Annotated in this window: 21 protein-coding genes; 14 read left to right on the top strand and 7 right to left on the bottom strand. The window is 65.7% G+C overall.

Features of this window, described 5'->3' with window-relative positions; translation table 11 throughout:
* Positions 1–13 precede the first annotated feature (13 nt).
* Positions 14–919: a LysR family transcriptional regulator gene (locus ACT89O_RS05725; protein ID WP_055399361.1), complete on the bottom strand. Its 906-nt coding sequence runs from the start codon at positions 917–919 to the stop codon at positions 14–16.
* 168 nt (positions 920–1,087) lie between these two features.
* On the opposite strand from ACT89O_RS05725, the gene ACT89O_RS05730 reads away from it, so the two are divergent.
* The 6 genes from ACT89O_RS05730 to ACT89O_RS05755 all read left to right on the top strand — a co-directional run bounded on the left by ACT89O_RS05730 (position 1,088) and on the right by ACT89O_RS05755 (position 7,296).
* Positions 1,088–2,551, top strand: coding sequence for an aldehyde dehydrogenase family protein (locus ACT89O_RS05730; protein ID WP_487262062.1), 1,464 nt, complete (start codon positions 1,088–1,090; stop codon positions 2,549–2,551).
* A gap of 33 nt (positions 2,552–2,584) precedes the next feature.
* Complete coding sequence (locus tag ACT89O_RS05735) at positions 2,585–3,466, top strand: DODA-type extradiol aromatic ring-opening family dioxygenase (protein WP_487262063.1); 882 nt, start codon at positions 2,585–2,587, stop codon at positions 3,464–3,466.
* Complete coding sequence (locus ACT89O_RS05740) at positions 3,463–4,422, top strand: fumarylacetoacetate hydrolase family protein (protein ID WP_487262064.1); 960 nt, start codon at positions 3,463–3,465, stop codon at positions 4,420–4,422. The genes ACT89O_RS05735 and ACT89O_RS05740 overlap by 4 nt, the downstream gene beginning before the upstream one ends.
* A gap of 59 nt (positions 4,423–4,481) precedes the next feature.
* Positions 4,482–5,477 carry a Bug family tripartite tricarboxylate transporter substrate binding protein gene (locus ACT89O_RS05745; protein ID WP_487262065.1) on the top strand — a complete coding sequence of 332 codons (996 nt, stop codon included), beginning with the start codon at positions 4,482–4,484 and terminating at the stop codon, positions 5,475–5,477.
* A gap of 147 nt (positions 5,478–5,624) precedes the next feature.
* Complete coding sequence (gene hpaH, locus ACT89O_RS05750; protein WP_121507406.1) at positions 5,625–6,440, top strand: 2-oxo-hept-4-ene-1,7-dioate hydratase; 816 nt, start codon at positions 5,625–5,627, stop codon at positions 6,438–6,440.
* Positions 6,441–6,450: 10 nt separating this feature from the next.
* A complete protein-coding gene (locus tag ACT89O_RS05755; protein ID WP_487262066.1) occupies positions 6,451–7,296 on the top strand; it encodes an aldolase/citrate lyase family protein in 846 nt (281 codons plus the stop codon).
* A 32-nt stretch (positions 7,297–7,328) separates the two neighbouring features.
* Here the strand turns inward: ACT89O_RS05755 and ACT89O_RS05760 are convergent, their stop codons facing one another.
* Entirely contained in the window at positions 7,329–9,089 is a 1,761-nt protein-coding gene (locus tag ACT89O_RS05760) for a tetratricopeptide repeat protein (RefSeq protein ID WP_121422485.1), read from the bottom strand.
* 176 nt (positions 9,090–9,265) lie between these two features.
* Here ACT89O_RS05760 and ACT89O_RS05765 point away from each other — a divergent pair, with 176 nt between their 5' ends.
* The 8 genes from ACT89O_RS05765 (at position 9,266) to ACT89O_RS05800 (ending at position 15,780) form a co-directional block, all read left to right on the top strand.
* Complete coding sequence (locus ACT89O_RS05765) at positions 9,266–10,003, top strand: endonuclease/exonuclease/phosphatase family protein (RefSeq protein ID WP_055399101.1); 738 nt, start codon at positions 9,266–9,268, stop codon at positions 10,001–10,003.
* Positions 10,004–10,136: 133 nt separating this feature from the next.
* Entirely contained in the window at positions 10,137–11,375 is a 1,239-nt protein-coding gene (clsB, locus tag ACT89O_RS05770; RefSeq protein WP_228898715.1) for a cardiolipin synthase ClsB, read from the top strand.
* Between the two features lie 197 nt (positions 11,376–11,572).
* A complete protein-coding gene (gene folE, locus ACT89O_RS05775; RefSeq protein ID WP_055399357.1) occupies positions 11,573–12,301 on the top strand; it encodes a GTP cyclohydrolase I in 729 nt (242 codons plus the stop codon).
* A gap of 2 nt (positions 12,302–12,303) precedes the next feature.
* Entirely contained in the window at positions 12,304–12,726 is a 423-nt protein-coding gene (locus ACT89O_RS05780; protein WP_055399097.1) for a BLUF domain-containing protein, read from the top strand.
* 244 nt (positions 12,727–12,970) lie between these two features.
* On the top strand, positions 12,971–13,852 hold the full coding sequence (locus ACT89O_RS05785) for a DMT family transporter (protein ID WP_431152005.1): 882 nt from the start codon (positions 12,971–12,973) through the stop codon (positions 13,850–13,852).
* On the top strand, positions 13,849–14,697 hold the full coding sequence (locus ACT89O_RS05790; RefSeq protein ID WP_487262067.1) for a DUF429 domain-containing protein: 849 nt from the start codon (positions 13,849–13,851) through the stop codon (positions 14,695–14,697). The genes ACT89O_RS05785 and ACT89O_RS05790 overlap by 4 nt, the downstream gene beginning before the upstream one ends.
* An 84-nt stretch (positions 14,698–14,781) precedes the next feature.
* Positions 14,782–15,000, top strand: a complete 219-nt coding sequence (locus ACT89O_RS05795) for a hypothetical protein (RefSeq protein ID WP_487262068.1) — start codon at positions 14,782–14,784, stop codon at positions 14,998–15,000.
* A 108-nt stretch (positions 15,001–15,108) separates the two neighbouring features.
* Complete coding sequence (locus tag ACT89O_RS05800) at positions 15,109–15,780, top strand: histidine phosphatase family protein (RefSeq protein ID WP_487262069.1); 672 nt, start codon at positions 15,109–15,111, stop codon at positions 15,778–15,780.
* A 53-nt stretch (positions 15,781–15,833) separates the two neighbouring features.
* Here ACT89O_RS05800 and ACT89O_RS05805 read toward each other — a convergent pair whose 3' ends face one another.
* From ACT89O_RS05805 to ACT89O_RS05825, 5 genes are all read right to left on the bottom strand, one after another.
* Positions 15,834–16,220 (bottom strand): DUF6979 family protein, encoded by a 387-nt coding sequence (locus ACT89O_RS05805; protein ID WP_487262070.1) that lies wholly within the window; start codon positions 16,218–16,220, stop codon positions 15,834–15,836.
* Between the two features lie 142 nt (positions 16,221–16,362).
* On the bottom strand, positions 16,363–17,730 hold the full coding sequence (locus ACT89O_RS05810; RefSeq protein WP_487262071.1) for a tetratricopeptide repeat protein: 1,368 nt from the start codon (positions 17,728–17,730) through the stop codon (positions 16,363–16,365).
* Between the two features lie 23 nt (positions 17,731–17,753).
* Entirely contained in the window at positions 17,754–18,362 is a 609-nt protein-coding gene (locus ACT89O_RS05815) for a hypothetical protein (protein WP_176888543.1), read from the bottom strand.
* 104 nt (positions 18,363–18,466) lie between these two features.
* Positions 18,467–19,870, bottom strand: coding sequence for an amidase (locus ACT89O_RS05820; protein ID WP_487262072.1), 1,404 nt, complete (start codon positions 19,868–19,870; stop codon positions 18,467–18,469).
* Positions 19,871–20,134: 264 nt separating this feature from the next.
* The gene (locus ACT89O_RS05825; protein ID WP_487262073.1) at positions 20,135–21,625 is read right to left on the bottom strand and encodes an ABC transporter substrate-binding protein; all 1,491 of its coding nucleotides are present in this window, start codon (positions 21,623–21,625) and stop codon (positions 20,135–20,137) included.
* Between the last annotated feature and the right edge of the window lie 87 nt (positions 21,626–21,712).

Consider the following 21,712-nt stretch of genomic DNA (forward strand, 5'->3'; position numbering starts at 1 on the left):
CGGCGCCGGCAGCTCACTTGCGCTGGGCGAGGATGCGGATCAGGTGGTCTGCGAAGCCCTCCGCTGCAGGCGAGGTGGCCCGCCGTGCGGGGCTGTAGAGGCACACGTAGCGCATGACTTCGGGCGACAGGATGCGGCGGCGCACCAGTCCGAGTGGCTTGGCCAGTGCACCCACATAGTCGGGCGCCAGCGTAGCGGCCACATCGGCGGCAGCCAGGCCCATGGCGGTGGAGATGTTGTCCACGATCTCTACGGGGGTCACACGCTGCTCGCTGGGCAGCCCGGTGTGCATCTGCGCCACGCTGCGTTCGTGATCCCGCCCGGCAGCCACCAGTGGGTAGGCGTGCAGCTGCGCCCAGGTCACGTTGCGTTTGTGGGCCAGGGGATGGGTGGGCGCACACCACAACACCCAGGGGCTCTCGAACAGCTGGGTACGCACGATGTCATCGCCACAGGCGCGATCCGGACCCAGGGCCAGATCGGCGTCGCCGCTGGCGACTGCATCGACGAGTTTTTCCACCGGCACGTCGCGAATGCGGATGTGCACCTTGGGCCTGGTTTGTGTATAGGCCTTGATGGCTTTGGGCAGGATCACGCTGGCGACGACCAGTGGTGCTGCGATTCGCACGATGCCCGCTGCGCGGTTGCGGACATCGCTGGCGGCCGACTGCGCTATGCGCAGGTGCTTGAGCACCGACTCTGCCGAGGCCAGAAACTCCCGCCCCGCGCTGGTGATGTCAACCCTGCGCGTGCTGCGCTCAAGCAGTTTGAAGCCGAGCGCGTCTTCCAACTCGCTCACGAGTTGGCTTACTGCAGACGGTGTAAGGGCCAAACGCTCTGCGGTGGCCGCGAAGCTGCGCAGTTCTGCCACGTTGACAAAGGCTTCGAGCTGGCGTGGCGTGAAATGGGGCAGAGACATGGCTGGTGCGATGGAATCGCTGGGATTCATGCCATTCATTAGAACATCTTCACAATCCGTCATAAAGCATTGATTGTGGTCAAGGAAGGCGCTGCAGATACTTCGCGACGGATCGGGCAAGGTTGCCCGGCTCTGTTGTCTGACTGGAGAACTCCCTTGAGCAATGACATGCTGAATGTCGCCGGCATCGCGGTGTCGCCCCACCACTACATCGACTGCCAGCGTGTTGCGTCCGAGATGCGGTTCGATCTGCACTCGCCCATCGACCAGGCGCTGCTGGGCTCCATCAGCGAAGGATCGCCTGCCCATGTGGACGCAGCTGTCACCGCGGCGGCGCGCGCCTTCCCTGCCTGGAGCGCGCTCACGGCGGCGGAGCGCAAACCCTACCTGGATCGTTTCGCCGCCGAGATTGGAAAACGCGCCGAGGCCTTCTGCACGCTCGAATCCAACGACGCTGGCGTGCTGCTCTCGCGCATGAAGCATGGCGTGGTGCCGCGCGCCGTGCTCAACATCAGCTGGTTCGCCGAGCATGCGCTCACGCTGCAAGACCGGCCCATCGAGACGGAGCAGGCCACCCACCTCGTGCGCCACGATCCGGCCGGTGTGGTGGCCATCATCACGCCCTGGAATGCGCCGCTGATGTTGGCCACCTGGAAGCTAGGACCGGCCCTGGCCGCGGGCAACTGCGTCATCGTCAAGCCGCCGGAATGGGCACCGCTGACCAGCAGTCTGCTGGCCGACTGTGCGCACGCCGCCGGCCTGCCGCCTGGGGTTTTCAACATCGTGCAGGGCGGGGGCGCCAGCACCGGGGCGCGCCTGGTCAGCGACCCGCGCCTGGCGCGTATCTCGTTCACCGGATCGGTCCCCACCGCCAAGTGGATTGCCCAGTCTGCCGGGGCCAACCTCGTGCCTTGCAGCCTGGAGCTTGGTGGCAAGTCGGCCTTCATCGTGCTGGAGGACGCCGACATCGACAATGCCGCTGCCACCGGCGCTCTGATGTACCGCAACGCTGGCCAGGTGTGCCTGGCGGGCACGCGCTTCCTGGTGCACCGCAAGGTGCACGACGCCTTCGTAGCGGCCTTGCGCGGCCATGTGGAAAAGCTCACCGTGGGCGACCCGCGCGAGGAGGCCACCGAGGTCGGGCCGATCATCCACCCGCGCCAGGTGGAGCGCGTGCACGGTTTTGTGCAGCGCGCCGTGGCCGATGGCGCCACGCTGCTCTGGGGTGGCGCGCACCATTCCTTCGGTGCGCAGTATTACCAGCCCACGCTGCTGGCTGGGGTGCGCCAGGACAGCGAGATCGTGCAGAACGAGGTCTTCGGACCTGTACTCACCCTGCAGGTCTTTGACAGCGACGAAGAAGCTATCGCCCTGGCCAACGGCACGGACTATGGCCTGGGTGGCGTCTGCTACGGCGAGGTGGAGCATGCGAGCGCCGTGGCGCAGCAGGTGCGCACCGGCTTCATCTGGGTCAACAGCTTTGGCATCCGCGACCTGGCTGCGCCGTTTGGCGGCATCAAGCGCAGCGGTGTGGGCCGCGAGGGTGGGGACTGGAGCTTCGAGTTCTTCTGCGATGTCAAGGATGTGGTGCTGCCCAAAAAGCCGTTCCGCGCAAGTTTCAGCCACCGCTGACCCCAACCCAATCACATGCAGGAGAACACCACCATGGGAAGCATTGTTGGCGCAGCCATCGTCTCGCACCATCCCGGCCTGATGCAATGCGAAGAGTTTCGCGTGCTGCAGGGCGCGGGGGCCGACTCGGACCTTATCCCCGGCTATGCCCGGCTGCGCGCCAAGCTCGCCGAAGCCCGGCCTGACGTGGTCGTCATCTTTGATTCACACTGGTTCACCACGGGCTACCACCTGGTGGATGGGGCCTCACGCTATCAGGGCAACTACATCTCGGATGAGATGCCCTGGTATCTGCACGGCGTGCCCTACAACTACCGGGGCCATCCAGGATTGGCGCTGGAGATCGAGGCCGTCTCGCGCGAACTGGGGGGCTACAACCGCGTCATCAACCATCCCGAACTGGGCCGACAGTACGCCACCATCAACCTGGTCAAGCACCTGCGGTTGGAGCACAGCGACACGCCGGTTGTCACCGTGAGTTCATGCCAGAACTGCGACTGGACGCATTTCGTGAAATCGGGAGAGGCCATTGGCGAGGCCGTGCGCCGCAGCAACCTGCGTGTGGCGCTGCTTGCCTCCGGGGCGCTCAGCCACAAGTTCAACCCCATCGACTGGAAGCCCAACCACCCGCGTATCTTCCATGAGAGCAATGTCTCGCGCCCAGAGAACATCGCGAGTGACAAGGGTGCGATCGAGCTGCTGCAGCAGGGCCGCCATGGCACTGTGCTCGACCGTTGGCAAGACGAATACCGAAAGCTCCCCTGGGAGGCCTTTGGCGCCCACTACCTGCAGATGGTGGGTGCCATGGGGGGCGCGGACTGCCGCGCGCGGGGTGAGAGGCTGTCCGCTTACGAGAACGCGCGCGGCACCGGCAATGTGCATATGTGGTTCGATATGCAAGAGGTAGCGGCATGAATTTCGAATTCCCGCTCAAAGAACTGCCCGCCGTGATGCGTGGACCGCGCATGGAGCGCCGCCGCGTTCTGGTGGGTGGCAGTGCCTGCTGGGGCAGCATCGTGGAAGAGGGCGCACAACAAGGGCAATTGCGCCTGGACGATGGCCGCGTGGTGGACTTGGCGACCGTGCAGCACCTGCCACCGGTGTCGCCCAGCAAGATCATCGCCGTGCACATCTCGTACAGATCGCGCAGCTTCGAGACGCGTAACCAGCCCAGGCCGACCGAGACGCCCACCTATTTCACCAAGCCGCCGACTTCGATCAACGGCCATGGCTGCGAGATCCACAAGCCCGCTGACAGCCTGTACCTCAACTACGAAGGCGAATACGCCATTGTCATTGGCAAGACCTGCCGCAACGTGTTGCCCGATGAAGCCTGGGACTACATCGAAGGCTTTTGCCCTGCCCTGGACATGGGCCTGCAGAACTACCGCGACACCGACCAGGGCAGCATGCTGCGTGTCAAAGGCGCGGACACGCTGCTGCCCATCGGCCCCGGCATTGTGCGCGGCGTGAACATTTTCGAACAGACGCTGCGCACCTATCGCAACGGTCTGGTGGTGCAGGAGGCGCACATCGGCGACGAGACCATCTGGGGCCCGCACTACGTGGTGGCCGATATCGCACGCCACATCACCCTGGTGCCGGGTGACGTGATCCTGATGGGGACGCCTTGCCATTCGCGCTCGGTAGACCCGGGTGACCTGGTGGAGTGCGAGATCACAGGCCTGGGGCGCCTGGCAGGCACGGTGGTTGCCATCCCGGCGCCGCGCGCGTCTGCCCTGGGCGTAGGGCACCAGCCCACCGACAGCCCCGAAGTGCGGCGCGTCGCCTTTGGATTTGACGAACGGGTGCCCGACCCCTTGAAAGCCAACTACCGGCAGGCGGCAAGAGGACGGACCCCATCGCCCTAGTGCTCCGCCTTTGCTTTTGCTTCCCCCGTGATCACGCCACAACAACCTGGAGACAAACCATGAAACCTTCCTTTTCCGCTTCGCGCCGCAGTGTTTTGCAATTTGCGCTGGCGGGCGCAGCTGGGTCTTTGCCGCTGATGGGCCGTGCGCAGTCCATCGACACCGTCAAGATACTGGCCGGTTTTGCCGCTGGCGGCACGGTAGACACCCTGGCCCGCCGTGTGGCCACCCAGCTGGCACCGGCCTACGCCAAGTCGGCTGTGGTGGAGAACAAGACCGGGGCAGGCGGGCAGATCGCCATTGCGACCCTCAAGGCGGCTCCGGCAGACGGTGCCACGCTGCTGGTCACCCCCATGTCCATGCTGGGCATCTACCCCCACACCTACAAAAAGCTGCCCTACGACCCGGCGGTCGATGTCACTCCCGTCTCGCTGGGCGTGGTGTTCGACATGGGGTTTGCCGTGGGGCCACAGGTGCCAGCGTCGGTGAAGACCGTGCCGGAGTTTCTGGAGTGGTGCAAGGCCAACTCGAACGGCGCAAATTTTGGCTCTCCTGCGCCAGGCTCGGTCCCTCACTTCGTGGGTGAACTCATCGCCCGCGCCGGCAAGGTGGACATGAGGCACGTGGGCTTTCGCGGATCGCAGCCTGCCATTCTGGATTTGATGGGCGGCCAGATCGCCGCTGTGTCGGCGCCTGTGGGCGAGTTCTTGCCCCACCTGGCGGGCGGCAAGGTGCGTCTGTTGGCCACTTCGGGTGCCACACGCAACAAGTTCGTGCCCGGTGTGAGCACGCTGGTGGAGCAGGGCTTCAAGGACATGGTCTACGGCGAGTGGTTTGGTTTCTTCCTGCCGGGCAAGGCACCTGCGGATCTGGTGCAGAAGGCCAACACCGCCATTCGTGCCGCGCTGGCCGACACGGAGGTGATCGCCGGGCTGGCTGCCATGGGGCTGGAGGCCCGTTCGTCCATGCCTGCCGAGCTGGCGGCGCTGCTCAAGGCCGATGGCGAGAAGTGGGGCCCCATCGTGAAGGCCATTGGCTTCACCGCTGAGTCTTGAATACACCCCTGAGTCGCTTCGCGCCTTCCCCCTCAAGGGGGACGCCGTCAGCGCGGCGGGGCGGCCCTTGCGCGGCGGCCGCGGGCCTTGGTCGCGCCGGTCTTCGCGCGGTTGCCACGGTGCACAACCCTGAAGAGAGAACAACAGATGTTTGACGACGCAGTGATCCAGCAACTGGCCCGTGAACTGCACCAGGCCGAGAAGACCCGCGTGCAGGTAGAGCATTTCTCCAGGCGCTACCCCGGTATGACGGTGCAGGACGGCTATGCCATCTCGCGGGCCTGGGTGGCGATGAAGATCGCCGAGGGGCGCACGGTGCGCGGCCACAAGATCGGGCTGACCTCGCGCGCCATGCAGGTCGCCAGCCAGATCACCGAACCTGACTTCGGCACATTGCTGGACGACATGTTTTTTGCCGAAGGTGGCGACATACCCCTGCAGCGCTTTATCCTGCCGCGCGTGGAGGTGGAGCTGGCCTTCGTGCTCAACAAGCCGCTGCGTGGAGAACCTGGGCGCCCTCCGCTAAACATCTTCGACGTGCTGGCCGCCACCGAGTACGTGGTGCCTGCCATCGAGATCATCGACGCGCGCATCGAACAGCACGACCGCCACACGGGTGTGATGCGCAAGGTGTTCGACACCATCTCCGACAACGCCGCCAACGCCGGCATCATCACCGGCGGACGCCCGGTGCGCCCCGATGCGGTGGACCTGCGCTGGTGTGGCGCACTGCTCTACAAGAACGGCGTGATCGAAGAGTCCGGGCTGGCGGCTGCCGTGCTCAACCACCCGGCTACTGGCGTGGCGTGGTTGGTCAACAAGCTCGCCCCGTATGGAGAAGGCCTGGCGGCGGGGGAGGTGGTGCTGGGTGGCTCCTTCACGCGCCCCGTGGCCGCCGCAGCGGGCGACACCTTCCATGCGGACTACGGGCCGCTGGGCAATATCGCTTTTCGCTTTGTTTGAGGGCTTGGGTATGCACACCCCTGCGAACACCTTCAAGGCAGCCCTGGCTGCGCGCACGCCGCAGATCGGCCTTTGGTTTGGCCTGGCCCATGGTTATGCGGCCGAGCTGGTGGCGGGTGCTGGTTTTGACTGGTTGCTGCTCGATGGCGAACATGCCCCCAACGATGTGCCGCTCATGCTTGCCCAATTGCAAGGTATTGCCAGCGCGCGTGCCCTGTTGGGCACCGGGCCCCACCCGGTGGCGCGCGTGCCCGTGGGCGACACGGCGTTGATCAAGCAGTACCTGGACATTGGTGCGCAGACGCTGCTGGTGCCCATGGTGGATACCCCCGAACAGGCCGCGCAACTGGTGCGCGCCATGCGCTACCCGCAAGACGACGGGCAAGGCGGCATCCGTGGCCTGGGTGCAGGCCTGGCGCGTGCTTCGCAGTGGATGCGCTACCCGGGCTACCTCACGGAGGCCAATGCTCAGGTCTGTCTGCTGGTGCAGGCCGAGAGCACGCTGGCCATTCAGAACCTGGATGCGATCGCCGCCACGCCGGGGGTGGATGGCGTCTTCTTTGGCCCGGCGGATCTGTCAGCCAGCATGGGTCACGTTGGCAATCCAGGCCATCCTGATGTGCAGGCCGTGATCGAAGACGGAATACGCCGCGTGCTGGCAGCGGGCAAGGCCCCGGGCATTCTGATGGCCGACGAGAAGCTGGCACGCCGCTATCTGGAGCTGGGCGCCCTCTTCGTCGCTGTGGGGGTGGACACCAGCGTTCTGGTGGCGGCTACGCGGGACCTGGCGGCACGCTACGGCAGGCCGGTGAGCCTGGCTCCCTCCCGCAATGCACGATCGGTGGCCGTGTACTGATCTTGGCAGGCGCAGGGCCAGCGACCGGGGGCCTACCCTGGTGGCCGCAGCCGAAGTTTGTCCGCTGGATTGTCTGGCGCAGCGCTGGCAGCGCTGGCAGGGGCCCTGGGATCGTCGCCCAGCGGCGGCCGGGCCGCTGAAGCTGGCTCGGCGGCGTTGCGCGAGCGGATGGCCACGCCCCCTGGGTGCCGCTCGCTGTCCTGCCCCAGGATAGCCCGTGCCGGGGTGGAGCCCACGCGGGCGCGCAGCGTGTCAATGGCCTCCTGCAATGGCTCGGGCGAGGCCATGCGTGCCCGGTGGCGCAGCAGCACCTGCTGGGACATGTCCACCAGCTTGGAGTTGAGCGTTCGCTCGGCCTCTGCCAGCAGATGATGGACGGCACCGGTCGGGTCTCCGTGCAGGCTTTGCGCGATGGCGGCCTCGGCGGTTTTGTTGATGTGGACCAGGCATTCGCGCACAAGGTCGCCATACGGCGTGTGCAGGTTGCAGGCGTTGGCCAGAAGCTCGGTCAGGCCGCGCGTGTTGGCATAGCGCATGCCCAGCGCACGCACCCAGCCTTCGCCGTCGGCCAGATCAATCGACGTGACGGCCAGCACCGCCAGCAGGCTGCCCAGGTTGCAAGCGGCCTCGAAATCAAAGCTGCTGGCCGTGATCTCGCGTGCCATGCTGCGCACCGACTCCACTGCTTGCGAGAACTGCCGCTGCTGGATGAGCTGCAGCGTGCGGGCCACCTCGGCAAAACGCTGCACGCGGGCGCTGCCCTGGTGGCGCTCCAGAATGCGGCCAAAGTCGGCCATGCAGCGTTCGATGCCCTTGCGGTCGTTCTCGGCAAAGTACGAGAACGTGAGCAGCACCAGCGACTGGAAGTCAAACAGCTTGGAGTCGATGCCCAGGATGGCAGCCCGCGCCAGCACCTTGGTGGCGGTTTCGCGGTCGCCCATGTAATACGACATCATCCCCAGCTTCTGCAGCCGCACCACCGAGTCGGGCGTCAGGCCGCTGGCCGTGCGGTAGGTTTCGATGGCCTGCGAGAAATTGCCCAGCTCCACCTGCGCCCGGCCCAGCACGTCGTAGGCATCGGCAAACGAGGCGTCTTCGCCAATCAGCTCCTGCAAGGTGGTCACGGCGCGCGCCGCCTGGCCCGACTCGATCTGCGCGCGGGCCACGCCCAGTTTGGCCCAAGGCAGGGCGCGCGCGGCGATCACGGCTTCAAACAGCGTGCGGGCCTCGTCGTGGCGACCCAGGCGCAGCAGCAACTCGGAGCCAATGCGCGCGGCATACAGCCAATAGGGTTGGCGAGACTCAAATCGCTCCACACACAGTTGGGCGGCACGCTCAAAATCTTCGGCCTCGATGGCGTCAAAAATGGGGCGCAGATGGATCTTGCGCAGCCGCGCCAGGCTGAGGCGCTCGAACAGTGCGCTGGGGGTGAAGGGCTTGAGCAGATACCCGTCCAGCGCCGACTCGGCGGCCTCGGCCACGGCGGCATACGACGCCTCGGCCGTGACCATGAAAAACACGGTGGAAAACGGCAGCAGCTGTGCGCGCCGCAGATCGTCCAGCAAGGTCTGGCCCGAGTAGCCGCTTTCGCCAAAGTATTGTTCGCACAGCACGTAGTCAAACACGGTGTGCTCCAGCCGGTTGCGTGCGTCCTGCACACGGCTGCATTGCACGATGCGGGTCACGCCGTACTCACGCAGCTGCCCCACCAGAATGCTGCGTGATGTGGCATTGCTGTCAACAATCAAGGCCAGCACCTGGGGTGGGGCGGATTGTTCTTTCTCGGTTGCCATCGGTGGTGTGTACCGGCCCTGCTGCTGGCGTGGATAGGGGAAGCCCCCAGTGTAAGGGCGACCCGCACGGCGCAAATGCCGGGCAAACCCGCTGCGTGCGCGGCTTGCGACACAATCCCCCATCGCAGGCCCCGCATGGGGACTGGCAAGCGCGCTCAACTACTCCGATGAGGCTCATGGAACACGACGACATTCTGCGGGTGGCCACCTACAACATCCACAAGGGCGTACAAGGCATCGGCCCGGCGCGCCGGCTGGAGATCCACAACCTGGGGCTGGCGGTGGAGCAGCTCGACGCCGACATCGTCTGCCTGCAGGAGGTGCGCAAACTTCACCGGCGGGAACAGGCGTATTTCCAGCGCTGGCCCGAGTTGCCCCAGGCCGAGTTCCTGGCCCCCGAGGGCTACGAGGCGGTGTACCGCACCAACGCCATCACCAAACACGGCGAGCACGGGAATGCCCTGCTATCGCGCTGGCCCGTGATCGGCCACCAGCACGAAGACATTTCCGACCACCGCTTCGAGCAGCGGGGGCTGCTGCATGTGGAGGTGGACGCCCATGGCCGCCGCGTGCATGTGATCGTGGTGCACCTGGGGCTCATCCCGGGCAGCCGCATCCGCCAGATCGAACGCTTGCAGCGTTTTATCGAACGCGAGGTGCCCGGTGGCGCCCCGTTGGTGGTGGCCGGAGACTTCAACGACTGGGGCCAGCAGATCAAGCGCATGCTCGCGGGCTATTTTCTGTACGAGTTTGATGCACCGCGCACCTTCACCTACCCGGCTCGGCTGCCGCTGGCGCAACTGGACCATGTCTATGTGCGGGGCCTGACGCCGCTGTCCCTGCACGTGCCCAAGGGCCGCATCTGGTGGCGCATGTCCGACCATTTGCCGCTGATTGCTGAGTTCAGGCTGTGATGCTCCCCCCCTGTGTCGCCTTCGGCGCCTTCCCCCTGAGGGGGACGACACCCACGCTGCGGGGCGGCCCTTGCTTGGTGTCCCGCGCCTTGGCCGCGCCAGTTTCGCCGCGAGTTGGTGGCGGCCTGCAGAGATGAGAAGAAAGTCTTCCGCCACGCTGCGTGGATTCGAGTTTGCCGACGACCACCAGGTGCGCCTGCTGCAGGGGGCCGAGGAGCTGTTCCCTGCCTTGATCGAGGCCATGGATGCGGCCTTGTCGGACATCCAGTTCGAGACCTACATTTTTGATTTCACCGGCGCAGGCGCTGCAGTGGCCGAGGCGCTGATGCGGGCTGCCGCGCGCGGCGTGCGCACCCAGCTGGTGGTAGACGGCGTGGGCACCGGCGCCTTGCCGCACGACTGGGCGCAGCGCCTGCAGGCGGCCGGCGTGCAATACCGCGTGTACTCGCCGCTCGGCCCGCTGGGGTTGCTGCTGCCGCACCGGTGGCGCAGGCTGCACCGCAAGCTGTGTGTGGTCGATGGGCGCATGCTGTTTTGCGGCGGCATCAACGTGCTGGATGATTTTCACGACCCCAACTACGGCACGCTGGATGCGCCGCGTTTCGACTTTGCGGTGCTGGCCACGGGCAGCCTGGTGGCGTCGGCCAGCGAGACCATGGACCAGCTGTGGTGGCGCATGCAGGCCGTGCGCGACGCGCGCCAGCGCCGCCTGCCTGAGGCCTTGCAGGCCCTGCGCGCGGCCAGCGCCGCCCAGCACGCGGCCCGGGTCGCCGAGGCAGGCCCGCCCATGCGGGCTGCGCTGGTGCTGCGGGACAACGTGCGCAACCGCAGCCGCATCGAGAAGGCCTACCGCAAGGCCATTGGCGCGGCGCGGCACGAAGTGATCATCGCCAACGCGTATTTCATGCCCGGCGGCAAGCTGCGCCGTGCGCTGGTGATGGCAGCGCGCCGGGGCGTGCGCGTGCGCCTGCTGCTGCAGGGGCGTTATGAATACTTCATGCAGTACCACGCGGCGCGGCCGGTGTATGGCGCGCTGCTGGAGGCGGGGGTGGAGATTCATGAATACGCGCCCAGCTTTTTGCACGCCAAGGTGGCTGTCATCGACGCGCTGGGCGACAAACCCTGGGCCACGGTGGGCTCGTCCAACCTCGACCCCCTGAGCCTGCTGCTGGCGCGCGAGGCCAACGTGGTGGTGGAAGACGCAGCCTTTGCCACCGACCTGCGCCAGCGCCTGGTGCATGCCATGCAGCATGCTGGCCGGCGCATGGACCCGGCCCGGTACGCAGGCCGCCCCCTGCGCCAGCGCGTGCTCGACCGCGTTGCCTTTGGCCTCATGCGGCTGGCGTTGTGGGTTACCGGAAACAGGTATTGAGCAGGCCCCCATGGGGCGCTGCGCGCCCCGCACGCGCCATTTGCCTGCGCCTGGGCCGTGGGCAGGTGGCATGAACGACGGAATCCTGCAAGGTATTGTGCTATTGTTTTGATAGCTTTTTGCGCTTGTCCATCAAGCGCTGGATGCCTAAAACCCTTGAAATCCATGCGCCAGCGTTCGCTGTTACGATTCTGGCCATGTCCAGCCAACCCGCCGCCGATATGACGCCCACCCCGCCGGATGATGAAGGCACGCCTGTCTCCGTGAAGATTCGCGAACGCCTTGCCGCCGCCCGCAAGCGCTTTCACGCCAATGACAACATTGCCGAATTCATCGAGCCCGGCGAGCTGGAAAAGCTGCTCGACGAGGTCGAAGTCAAGATGCAGGGCGTGCTCGACAGCCTGGTGATCAACACCCAGGGCGACCACAACACCAACAACACCGCGCGCCGCGTGGCCAAGATGTACCTCAACGAGGTGTTCAAGGGCCGCTACGTGGCGCAGCCGCCCATCACCGAGTTCCCCAACGCCGAGCACCTGAACGAGCTGATGATCGTGGGCCCGCTCACCGTGCGCAGCGCCTGCAGCCACCACTTCTGCCCCGTCATCGGCAAGATCTGGATCGGCGTGATGCCCAACGAGCACACCAACGTGATCGGCCTGAGCAAATACGCACGCCTGGTGGACTGGATCATGGGCCGCCCCCAGATCCAGGAAGAAGCCGTGGTGCAACTGGCCGACCTGATCATGGAAAAGACCCAGCCCGACGGCCTGGCCATCGTGATGGAGGCCAGCCACTTCTGCATGTCCTGGCGCGGTGTGCGGGACAACGACAGCCGGATGATCAACTCGGTCATGCGCGGCGTGTTCCTCAAGGACAGCGCTCTGCGTCGTGAATTTTTGTCCCTCATTCCTGGAAAGAACTGACCATGCTGGTACGCCTGCTTTACGCCAGTCGCGCGGTCGATACCTCGCCCGCCGCCATCGAAGCCATCCTGACGCAGTCGCGCCAGCACAACCCAGGCTCCGGCATCACCGGCGTGCTGTGCTACGGCGGCGGCGTGTTTCTGCAAGCCATCGAGGGCGGACGCTCTGCGGTGAGCGAGCTGTATGGCCACATCCAGAAGGACCCGCGCCACAAGAACGTGGAACTGCTGCACTACGAAGAAATTGCCGAGCGCCGCTTTGGTGGCTGGACCATGGGACAGGTCAACCTGTCCAAGATCAACCACTCGATCCTGCTGAAATACTCCGAAAAGCCCGAACTGGACCCGTATGCGGTGTCGGGCAAGGTGTCGTTTGCGTTGCTCGAAGAGTTGATGGCCACGGCCTCCATCATCGGAAGGGCTTAGAGATCACCCCCCTGAGGCGCTGTGCGCCTTCCCCCCGCTCTCGCACCGCTGCGCGGTGCGGGCAGGGGGACGCCACCGGTGCGGCGGGGCGGCCCTTGCACGGTGGCCGCCGGATTGGTCCACGCCAGTTGCGGGCGCTGTGGGCGGTACGCAGGTCTTGAATCGACAAACTCTTTAGCGCCACACCAAGCCGCAGCCCCCATGGAGCTGCGGCTTTTTCCATTCAAGCTGCTCCTTTTCACCCGTGACCTTCACCGCCTTCGCCCTCATCATCCTCGCCGGCCTCATCCACGCGTGCTGGAACATCGTGGCCAAGAAGGCCGGGGGGGACTCGCGGTTTGCGTTCTTCACCTCGGTGATCATGATGCTCGTCTGGGCGCCGTTGGGCTGGTACCTGGGGCGCGACGCCGTGCCGCAGTGGGGTGCGGTGGAGTGGGGTTTTGTCGCCGCCAGCGGGCTGCTGCATGTGGCGTATTTCGTCATCTTGCTGCGCGGTTACCGCGTAGCGGACCTCACGGTGGTGTACCCGCTGGCGCGCGGCTCGGGGCCGCTCTTGTCGTCGCTGGTGGCCATCACGCTGCTGGGCGAGCAGATCTCTGCGCTGGGCGCTTTGGGCATCGTGGGTGTGGTCGGGGGCGTGTTTCTGATTGCGGGCGGCCCGGGCCTGCTGCGCGCCGCCCACGACCCCGCTGCGCGGGCTCGGGTGCACAAGGGCATGTTGTATGGCTTGCTCACAGGCGCGTTCATTGCCAGCTACACGGTGGTCGATGGCTATGCCGTCAAGTTTTTGCTGATGTCGCCCATCCTGGTGGACTACATGGGCAACTTTGTGCGCGTGGGTCTGCTGGCGCCCGTGGTGCTGCGCGACCTGCCCACGGCCCGCACGCTCTGGCTGGCGCAGTGGCGTTTTGCGCTGCTGGTGGCGGTAGTGAGCCCAGTGGCCTATGTGCTGGTGCTGTATGCCATGCAGCAGGCGCCCCTGTCGCACGTGGCCCCGGCGCGCGAGGTGTCCATGCTGTTTGCGGCGCTGATTGGCGGGCACCTGCTGGGCGAGGGTGACCGCGTGGCGCGCATCTTTGGCGCGCTGTGCATTGCGGCAGGCGTCACGGCCCTGGCCTTGGGATGACGGCCGCCGCACCACAACCTCTGCTGCTGGGCTGCGACTTCTCCAGCAGCCCCACGCGGCGCAAACCCATCGTGCTTGCGCTGGGCCAGCGCCAGGGCGCGCGCGTGTCGCTCACCGCGCTGCAGCCGTTCGACACCCTGGCCGCGTTCGGCCAATGGCTGTCTCAGCCCGGTGACTGGGTGGGTGGCTTTGACCTGCCCTTTGGCCTGCCGCGCGAGCTGGTGCAGGCGCTGGGTTGGCCCACCGACTGGCATGCCTGCATGCTGCACTATCGCAGCCTCAGCCGCGAGCAGATCCGCGCGCAGTTTGCGGAGTTCTGCGATGCGCGCCCCGTGGGCGGCAAGTTTGCCCACCGCGCCACCGACGGGCCCGCAGGCTCCAGCCCCTCGATGAAATGGGTGAATCCGCCCGTGGCCTACATGCTGCACGCAGGTCTGCCGCTGCTGCTAGATGCCGGGGCGCACCTGCCCGGCCTGCACCCTGGCGCCCCTCACCGCGTGGCGCTGGAGGCCTACCCCGGCCTGCTGGCGCGCGAGGTGCTGCAGCGCCGCAGCTACAAAAGCGACGACCGCGCCAAGCAGACGCCGGATCGCCTCATTGCCCGCAAGGACCTGATCAACGCCTTGGAACTGGGCCAGACCCGCCTGGACCTGCGCCTCAAGCTCAGCCACGCCCAGCGCGATGCGTTGGTGCAGGACGCCAGCGGCGACAGCCTGGACGCTGTGCTGTGCCTGCTGCAGGCCGCCTGGGCCGAGCAGCGCCATGCCGAGGGCGATGCGCTCTATGGCCTGCCCCCAGGGCTGGACCCGCTCGAAGGCTGGATCGTGACGGCGGAAAAGCCGTGACCGGCCATTCCACCGCTTTTCCAGGCATCGGCCCGACGCAGGCTACGTAGCATGGACGGGACACGCCGGATGCTTTGTTTGCCCATGCCTTTCGCCCCCCGCCTTTTGTTCGCGCTGGTCCTGCTGGCCCCGCTGCTGGTGCCGGCCGCCCCCGCGCCGTGGTACTACTGGCGCAGCCTGGTCGATGGCCAGCGCGTGTGCGCGCAAACCTCGCCCGGCCCTGGCTGGGAGCGCGACAGCGCCGCCTACGAAGGCCCCGGCTGCCAGCCGCGCCGCAAAGTGCTCATCGTGCCCATGCGGTAGTGTTTGCCGTTGTTTTGTTATAAAAATAATAGCTATTAAGGCTTGCTGGACGGGCGGTGGCGGCCAAAAAACCTTGCAATCGTGTGTGTACATTCGATAATGGCACGCATGACTGAATTGATCCTGATCCGCCACGGCGAGACCGACTGGAACCGCGAACTGCGTTTTCAGGGCCACGTGGATGTGCCCCTCAACGCCACTGGCCACGAACAGGCCCGCCGCCTGGCTGAGCGCTTGGCTGCAGAGCGCCCCGTGGTGAACCACCTCATCTGCAGCGACCTCATCCGCACCCAGCAGACGGCCACGCCCAGCCTGCAGGTGCTCTTTCCGCAGGCCCGCATCGACACCCTCACCGACAGCGCCCTGCGTGAGCAAAACTTTGGCGTGGTGGACGGCAAGCGCGTGGATGACGTCAAGCTGGAGCACGCCGACGCATGGAACCAGTGGCTGCGTTTTGAAGCTGACTACGGCATGCCCGGCGGCGAGACCACCCGCCAGTTCCACACCCGCGTGATGGACGCTGTCTACCGCATCGCGCAGCAGCACAGCGGCCAGACGGTGATGGTGGTCACCCATGGCGGCGTGCTCGACATGATCTGGCGCACTGCGCGTGGCACCGGGCTGGACGGCCCGCGCCAGAGCGACATTCCCAACGCGGGGCTCAACCGCGTGCGGGTGAGTGGCGAGGCGGTGGAGGTGCTGGACTGGGCCGACGTGCGGCACCTGGCGGATTTGCCGGAGCAGCCGGTGTATGACCAGACGAAGTTGGTGGTGCGGTGAGGTCGAAGTTCAGCGACCGTCAATGGGTGCTCTGAAATGAGCTTGCGGGCTTTCTATGGCAAGAGGAGATCAGCCGTCCAAAGCGCGCCAACAACTGCCATCTGGTGATTCGGCGCCTTCGGCGTACCAGCGACCACCATATTCCATAGAAGACTGACGTCGCTTACCAAGGCAGGATTCTGTTTCAGAAGATCCATGGCTATTAGTGCGTATTCCTTGTTTTTCTTCGACCGCGTGTAGGTTCCGGCTGGTACGCCTTTCACCCGCCCACTTTCGCAGAGGCCTAGGAAGGCGCTGCGAGGACAACCTTTTTCCTGCGAGGACTTGCTGTGTGGGAAAGCTTCCACTACCGCGGTGTCCCACGCGCGAACCGGTGATTGCTCATCGCCCTGACGAACGAGCGCCACCGCTCTTACAGCGGCATCTCCATAGCAAGCCATATTTTTCCAAGCAAAATTTATCTACTAGCAAGTGGTGTGCGATGTGAACGAGACCAGCATTCGCATTTATGGGCGGTTGTCCGCAAAGCCTGCAGACGCCCTCTAGAACAGACATTGAGGCGCCAAAGCATGCCTTGATGAGTCATTGAAAGGCCCGTCCGCCGCAACCCTCCGGCAATCCCAACACCCCATTCACCACCCCCACCTGCCGCGCTAGCCTCTTCGATTCCGGCTGCCCATTCACCAACGGCTGCAACAAATTCTGCACCGCCGCCCACTGCCCATTGCGCTGCAGTGCATCCAGCCAGATCTGGTGAAACAAATCCCGCTGTGCATGGCTACCGCCAATCTCCACCAGCCGGGGCAGGGCCACGCCCAGCTTCTCCACCGCCGTGGCCCAGTCGCCCTGTGCATGTGCCAGAAGGCCGTGCGCTGCAGGCACACACACCTGTTGCCACACGGTGCGCTCGTGCGCCTCGGTGCGGGTGGCGGCGTGGGCTGCGATGTTGTTGTGCAGCGTGCGCGCGGCCTCCATGCGCCCGGCGCGGGCCAGGCCGTAGAGGTATTGCAGGTCCAGGAAGGGCAACACGTGGTCGGCCAGACGCAGTGCCAGGTGGTCGGCCACATCGGCCCAGCGGTTGCCCACGTCTACGCCCGCCAGTTCCAGCCGAGCGAGCAGTGACACGGCGCCGATCTGGTCCTGCGTGTATTCCTTGACCACCCCCCAGACTTGGCTGTCATACAGCGCCAGCACTTCGGCGTGCCGGTCCTGTTCCAGCAAAAACAGCGCCTGATGCCACCAGTTGTGCGTGACCATGAAGGAGTTCAGGCCCGTCCAGGTGTAGCTCATGCTGGCCATGAAGTCGCCTCCTTCGCGGATGCGTCCCTGCGTCAGCATCACGTGGGCCAGGGCGTGGTGCGCCCAGGGCTCCTTGCGGCAAAGGGCGATGGCGTGGCGGGCGGAGGCCTCGGCGCGGTCGAGCAAATGGCATTGCTCCCAGCCAAAGGCCAGCATGCCGTGCAGGTAAGGCACATCGGCGGCGGCAGGCACAGCCTGCAGGGCCAGGCGCAGCATGCCGGGCGAGTCCCCCCGATTGAACAAATGGTATTGACCGAGCTTGAGCGATGCCAGGTCGCGTGGAAACAGGCGCGCCTGCTCTTCATGCAGCGCAATTGCACGGGGCAGGTCGCCATCCACCCAGGCAGCCACGGCGGCGACAAAACGTTGCTCGCGGTCACTGGCTTGTGGGGCGTTGGCCAGCGCCTGGTTGATGAAGGGGCGCGCGTTGCGCGGTGCGTCGGCCGATTCGGCAAACATGTGCAGCGCCGCGCAACTGGCCTGCACGATGGGGCTGGTGTCTGCGGCTGCGTTCAGCACATTCACCGCGCGGGCTTCGCAGGCGATGAAGCCTTCGACAAAGTCATTCAAGGCCGCCGCGCTGGCGGTGTCCTGCAAGGTGACGGGGTTGCCCAGGCTATCGGTCGTGCGGGTGTGCGTGGAGGATGGCATGGGGCATTGTTAGGGGTGGTGGATCAGCCGCCCTTGATCAGCGTCAGATAGGCCTTGCGGGTGTCGGCCGATACAGAGGCCACGAGCTGCTCGTGCGGCGTTTGGTGGCGCGCCAGCATGCGGGCGGTGGCAATGGTCTTGGATTTGCAGAACCAGTGGCAGGTGTGCTGCATGAGGAACAGTTCGGCCGTCATCATGAAGGCACGGTCCTTGGGCGCAAGGTGGCTGGTGTTCTGCACCACGTGCGCAATGCCGCGCGCGTGGATGGCCAGGGCCTTGCGCATGTCGAAGGTGAAGCTGGGCAATATCTTCTCGGCAAAGGGGATCGCCATTGCCAGGCGGCTGACGCGTGTGGTGGCCTCGGGCTCCTTGGCAAATTCGGCGGCAAACCGGCTGAATTGCTCGGTGAGTTGCGCCTCGGTGGTGCTCAGCAGGCTCCAGATCTGCTGGCGGCGCTCGTCCGTGCTTTCGCCCAGTGCGCGCAGGTAGCCGTCGGTCAGGGCCTCCATGAGCTTTTCGATCTGGTAGTTGGCCAGGTGGCTGCCCAGCAGCGCAATGCGCTTGCGCTGCTCTTTGGCGTTGAGCATGTAGGTGCCGGTGGCGATCAGGATCGCCAGGATGAGGATGTCCATGCGGTGTGGTGCGTTCGTACAGGGGGTGGGAGAGTGGTGGCCCAGGGTGGCCCGGTGTCTGCCAACAAACCCCCCAAGGTTACCAACAACCTCCGGCCATGCTTTCAGCTCGCTGGCGGCTGGGGCCAAGCCCGCTGGGGTTCACGGATCAGCTCGAACGCGTGTGCCACCTGCAGCACGCCCAGGTCGTCAAAACGTGCACCCGCAATCTGCAGGCCAATGGGCAGGCCGCTTGTGGTGTAGCCGCAGTTGACCGACGCGGCGGGCTGCTCGGACATGTTGAAGGGCACGGTAAACCCGATGTGCTCCAGCGGGCGCAGCGGGTCGTTGGTGGGCGAGGGCAGTTCGGCCTGGAAGGCGGGCATGGGCGCCACGGGAGAGACCACATAGTCAAAGGCACTGCAGGCCTTCACGGTGTTGACCCGCGTCAGGTGGAACTGGTGGCTGGCGTTGAAGACTTCGGTGCCGCTCATGCCCGCTGCGCTGTCGGCCCAGGTGCGGATGTAGGGCAGCACCTTGTCGCGCCGCGCGGCGGGCAGGGCCTGCAGGTCGATGTGCGAGCGCATCCGCCAGAAATGGTCCATGCCGTCGAGCATGGCCTGGGTCATGAAAGGCGCCATGGGCACGATGGTGGCGCCCGCGGCCTCCATGAGTTTTGCTGCGCGTTCTACGGCGGCTTTCACCTCGGTCTCCACGGGCAGGCCACAGCCCGCATCCAGCAGCAGACCAATGCGCAGGCCGCGCAGGCGTTCGGCGCCCTTGTTGAACTGGCTCCACGCGATGTCCTGGTAGGGCAGGCTCATGCTGTCGCGCGCGTCGGGCTGGCTCAGCACCTGCATCATCAGCGCTGCGTCGGCCACGGTGCGGGTCATGGGGCCTGCGGCGCGGCCGGTGTAGGGTGGATCGATCGGAATGCGGCCCAGGCTGGGCTTCAGGCTGAAGATGCCGCACCAGCTGGCGGGCAGGCGCAGCGAGCCGCCGATGTCGGTGCCGATGTGCAGTGGGCCGTAGCCTGCGGCTGCGGCAGCGCCACCGCCGGCGCTGGAGCCACCGGGGCCCTTGCGGGTGTCCCACGGGTTGCGCGACAGGGGGTGAAAGGTGGACAGGCCCGAGGACAACATGCCGTAGTCAGGCATGGTGGTCTTGGCCACGATGACGGCGCCCGCCTCGCGCATGCGGGCGGCGGGCGGTGCATCGGCAGCGGCGGGCACCAGCTCGACGGCGGCGGTGCCCAGCGGCGTTGGATCGCCTTCGGTGGCGATGTTTTCCTTGATGGTGCTGGGCACGCCGTCCAGCGCGCCCTTGGGCTCACCACGCAGCCAGCGGGCTTCTGATTCGCGGGCTTGCGCCAGGGCCATCTCAGGGCGCAGCAGGTAGGTGGCGCGGATGTGGGGCTCCCACCGCTCAATGTGGGCCAGCACGGCCTGCGTGACCTCGACGGGGGACAGCGTGCGCTGGCGGTAGGCGGCAAGGAGGTCGTGGGCGGGCAGGTCGTGCAGGGCTGTCATGGCGGGGGTTGGGGAGTTTTATCAATAAAAATGGCTGCTAGCGCTTATTGGTAAAGCGCTGGCAGCTATTATTTTGGGAGCTGTCTGCTTCTGCGGGCTTCAGCTATTCACTGCGCTGTGCGCTGCCCGCGAAACTGGCGCGGCCCAGGCGCGGGCAGCCGAGCAAGGGCCGCCCCGCAGCGAGGGCTGCGTCCCCCTGCCCGCATTGCGCAGCAATGCGAGAGCGGGGGGAAGGCCCGAAGGGCCTCAGGGGGGTGCCCCATCTCAAGACCAGGACAGCGCGGAGATGTCGTTCACGAACACGGGCATGTCTTTCCACAGGCCCTTGAGGTTCTTGTTGGCCACCGTGATCCATTGGTTGGAGTACAGGAAGGCGTGCACTGCATCGTTGGCCAACAGGCGCTGCGCATCGCCCAGCAGCTTGGCGCGGTCGGCGGGGCGGGCTGCGTTCTTGATCTGGGTGAACAGGTCGTTGAACTTGGGCGAGTTGTAGGCCCAGTAGTAGTCGGGCTTGGCAAAGTTGCCCAGGTCGAAGGGCTCCACGTGGCTGATGATGGTCAGGTCGTAGTTCTTGCTGCCATAGGTGCCGCTGAGCCACTGCGCCCATTCCACGTTCTGGATCTTGGCGATGATGCCGACCTTGGCCAGCTGGGCGGCCACCACCTCGCCGCCCTGGCGGGCGTAAGGCGTGGGGGGCAGCGTCATGGTCAGCTCCAGCGGTGTCTTGATACCGGCTTCGGCAAGCAGCTTCTTGGCCTTCTCGGGGTCGTAGGGGTTCACGCCCGTGGTGTCCACATAGCCAAAGGCGCCAGGCACGTAGTGGCTGCCAATGGGCGCACCGTAGCCGTCGCCCGCGCCTTCGATCACGGCCTTGCGGTCAATGGCTGCGGCAATGGCGCGGCGCACGCGCACATCGTCCAGCGGCTTCTTGCCGTTGTTGATGGCCAGAATGGTCTTGGCGCGCGAGCCTGCCACGATCACCTGGTACTTCGGGTTGGTCTTGAACTGTGCCACGCTGCGCGGTGTGACGCGCGGGAAGGCGTCCACGTCACCGGCCAGCAGGGCGGCCACCTGGGCGGCGGGGTCGGAGATGAAGCGGAAGGTGGCGCGCTTGATCTTGATGGCCTTGGCGTCGCGGTAGCCGTCCCACGCGGTCAGCACCACGGACGATCCCTTGTTCCAGGCCTGCAGCTGGTAGGGGCCGGTGCCCACGGGCTTGTTCGCGTTGGTGTCGGCGCTCTTGGGCTCCACGATGATGGAGGTGGCCTGGCCGAGGATGAACAGCAGGTCGGGGTCGATCTCCTTGTTGAGCAGCACCACGGTGTAGTCGTCTACCACCTGGGTGGTGATGCCGGCAAAGGTGCGCTTGTCCTTGTTGGTGCTCTTCTCACCGCCTGCGCGGTCGTACGAGAACTTGACGGCCGCAGCGGTGAAGGGCTCGCCGTTCTGGAACTTCACGCCACGGCGCAGCTTGAAGGTGTAGGTCTTGAGGTCGGGCGAGACCTCCCAGCTTTCGGCCAGCAGGGGCGACACGCTGCCGTCGGGGTTGATCTTGGTGAGCGTCTCGAAGATGTTGTACTGAACGATCTCGGCGATGGCAGATGCCGCACCGGCTGTCGGGTCCAGGCCTGGGGGCTCCAGCGTCATCGCCAGCGTCACCGCATCTTTGCGGCTTTGCGCCATGGCGCCAAGCGAGGTGGACAAGGGCACAGCGGCGATGGCGCCAGTGGCAAGGACGGTACGGCGGTTCAGCATGTTCGGACTCTCCAGACAAAAAACCAGACGAAGACCCCGGCGCCTTTGCAATGGGTTACCGGGGAGCACATAAGCTTTTTACACCAT

This window comes from Acidovorax sp. NN32 (assembly GCF_057597245.1).

Excerpts from the sequence above, each read along its gene's own strand:
- ACT89O_RS05725 (WP_055399361.1), bottom strand. The coding sequence starts at position 919 with ATGTCTCTGCCCCATTTCACGCCACGCCAGCTCGAAGCCTTTGTCAAC.
- ACT89O_RS05730 (WP_487262062.1), top strand. The coding sequence starts at position 1,088 with ATGCTGAATGTCGCCGGCATCGCGGTGTCGCCCCACCACTACATCGAC.
- ACT89O_RS05735 (WP_487262063.1), top strand. The coding sequence starts at position 2,585 with ATGGGAAGCATTGTTGGCGCAGCCATCGTCTCGCACCATCCCGGCCTG.
- ACT89O_RS05740 (WP_487262064.1), top strand. The coding sequence starts at position 3,463 with ATGAATTTCGAATTCCCGCTCAAAGAACTGCCCGCCGTGATGCGTGGA.
- ACT89O_RS05745 (WP_487262065.1), top strand. The coding sequence starts at position 4,482 with ATGAAACCTTCCTTTTCCGCTTCGCGCCGCAGTGTTTTGCAATTTGCG.
- hpaH (WP_121507406.1), top strand. The coding sequence starts at position 5,625 with ATGTTTGACGACGCAGTGATCCAGCAACTGGCCCGTGAACTGCACCAG.
- ACT89O_RS05755 (WP_487262066.1), top strand. The coding sequence starts at position 6,451 with ATGCACACCCCTGCGAACACCTTCAAGGCAGCCCTGGCTGCGCGCACG.
- ACT89O_RS05760 (WP_121422485.1), bottom strand. The coding sequence starts at position 9,089 with ATGGCAACCGAGAAAGAACAATCCGCCCCACCCCAGGTGCTGGCCTTG.
- ACT89O_RS05765 (WP_055399101.1), top strand. The coding sequence starts at position 9,266 with ATGGAACACGACGACATTCTGCGGGTGGCCACCTACAACATCCACAAG.
- clsB (WP_228898715.1), top strand. The coding sequence starts at position 10,137 with ATGAGAAGAAAGTCTTCCGCCACGCTGCGTGGATTCGAGTTTGCCGAC.
- folE (WP_055399357.1), top strand. The coding sequence starts at position 11,573 with ATGTCCAGCCAACCCGCCGCCGATATGACGCCCACCCCGCCGGATGAT.
- ACT89O_RS05780 (WP_055399097.1), top strand. The coding sequence starts at position 12,304 with ATGCTGGTACGCCTGCTTTACGCCAGTCGCGCGGTCGATACCTCGCCC.
- ACT89O_RS05790 (WP_487262067.1), top strand. The coding sequence starts at position 13,849 with ATGACGGCCGCCGCACCACAACCTCTGCTGCTGGGCTGCGACTTCTCC.
- ACT89O_RS05795 (WP_487262068.1), top strand. The coding sequence starts at position 14,782 with ATGCCTTTCGCCCCCCGCCTTTTGTTCGCGCTGGTCCTGCTGGCCCCG.
- ACT89O_RS05800 (WP_487262069.1), top strand. The coding sequence starts at position 15,109 with ATGACTGAATTGATCCTGATCCGCCACGGCGAGACCGACTGGAACCGC.
- ACT89O_RS05805 (WP_487262070.1), bottom strand. The coding sequence starts at position 16,220 with ATGGCTTGCTATGGAGATGCCGCTGTAAGAGCGGTGGCGCTCGTTCGT.
- ACT89O_RS05810 (WP_487262071.1), bottom strand. The coding sequence starts at position 17,730 with ATGCCATCCTCCACGCACACCCGCACGACCGATAGCCTGGGCAACCCC.
- ACT89O_RS05815 (WP_176888543.1), bottom strand. The coding sequence starts at position 18,362 with ATGGACATCCTCATCCTGGCGATCCTGATCGCCACCGGCACCTACATG.
- ACT89O_RS05820 (WP_487262072.1), bottom strand. The coding sequence starts at position 19,870 with ATGACAGCCCTGCACGACCTGCCCGCCCACGACCTCCTTGCCGCCTAC.
- ACT89O_RS05825 (WP_487262073.1), bottom strand. The coding sequence starts at position 21,625 with ATGCTGAACCGCCGTACCGTCCTTGCCACTGGCGCCATCGCCGCTGTG.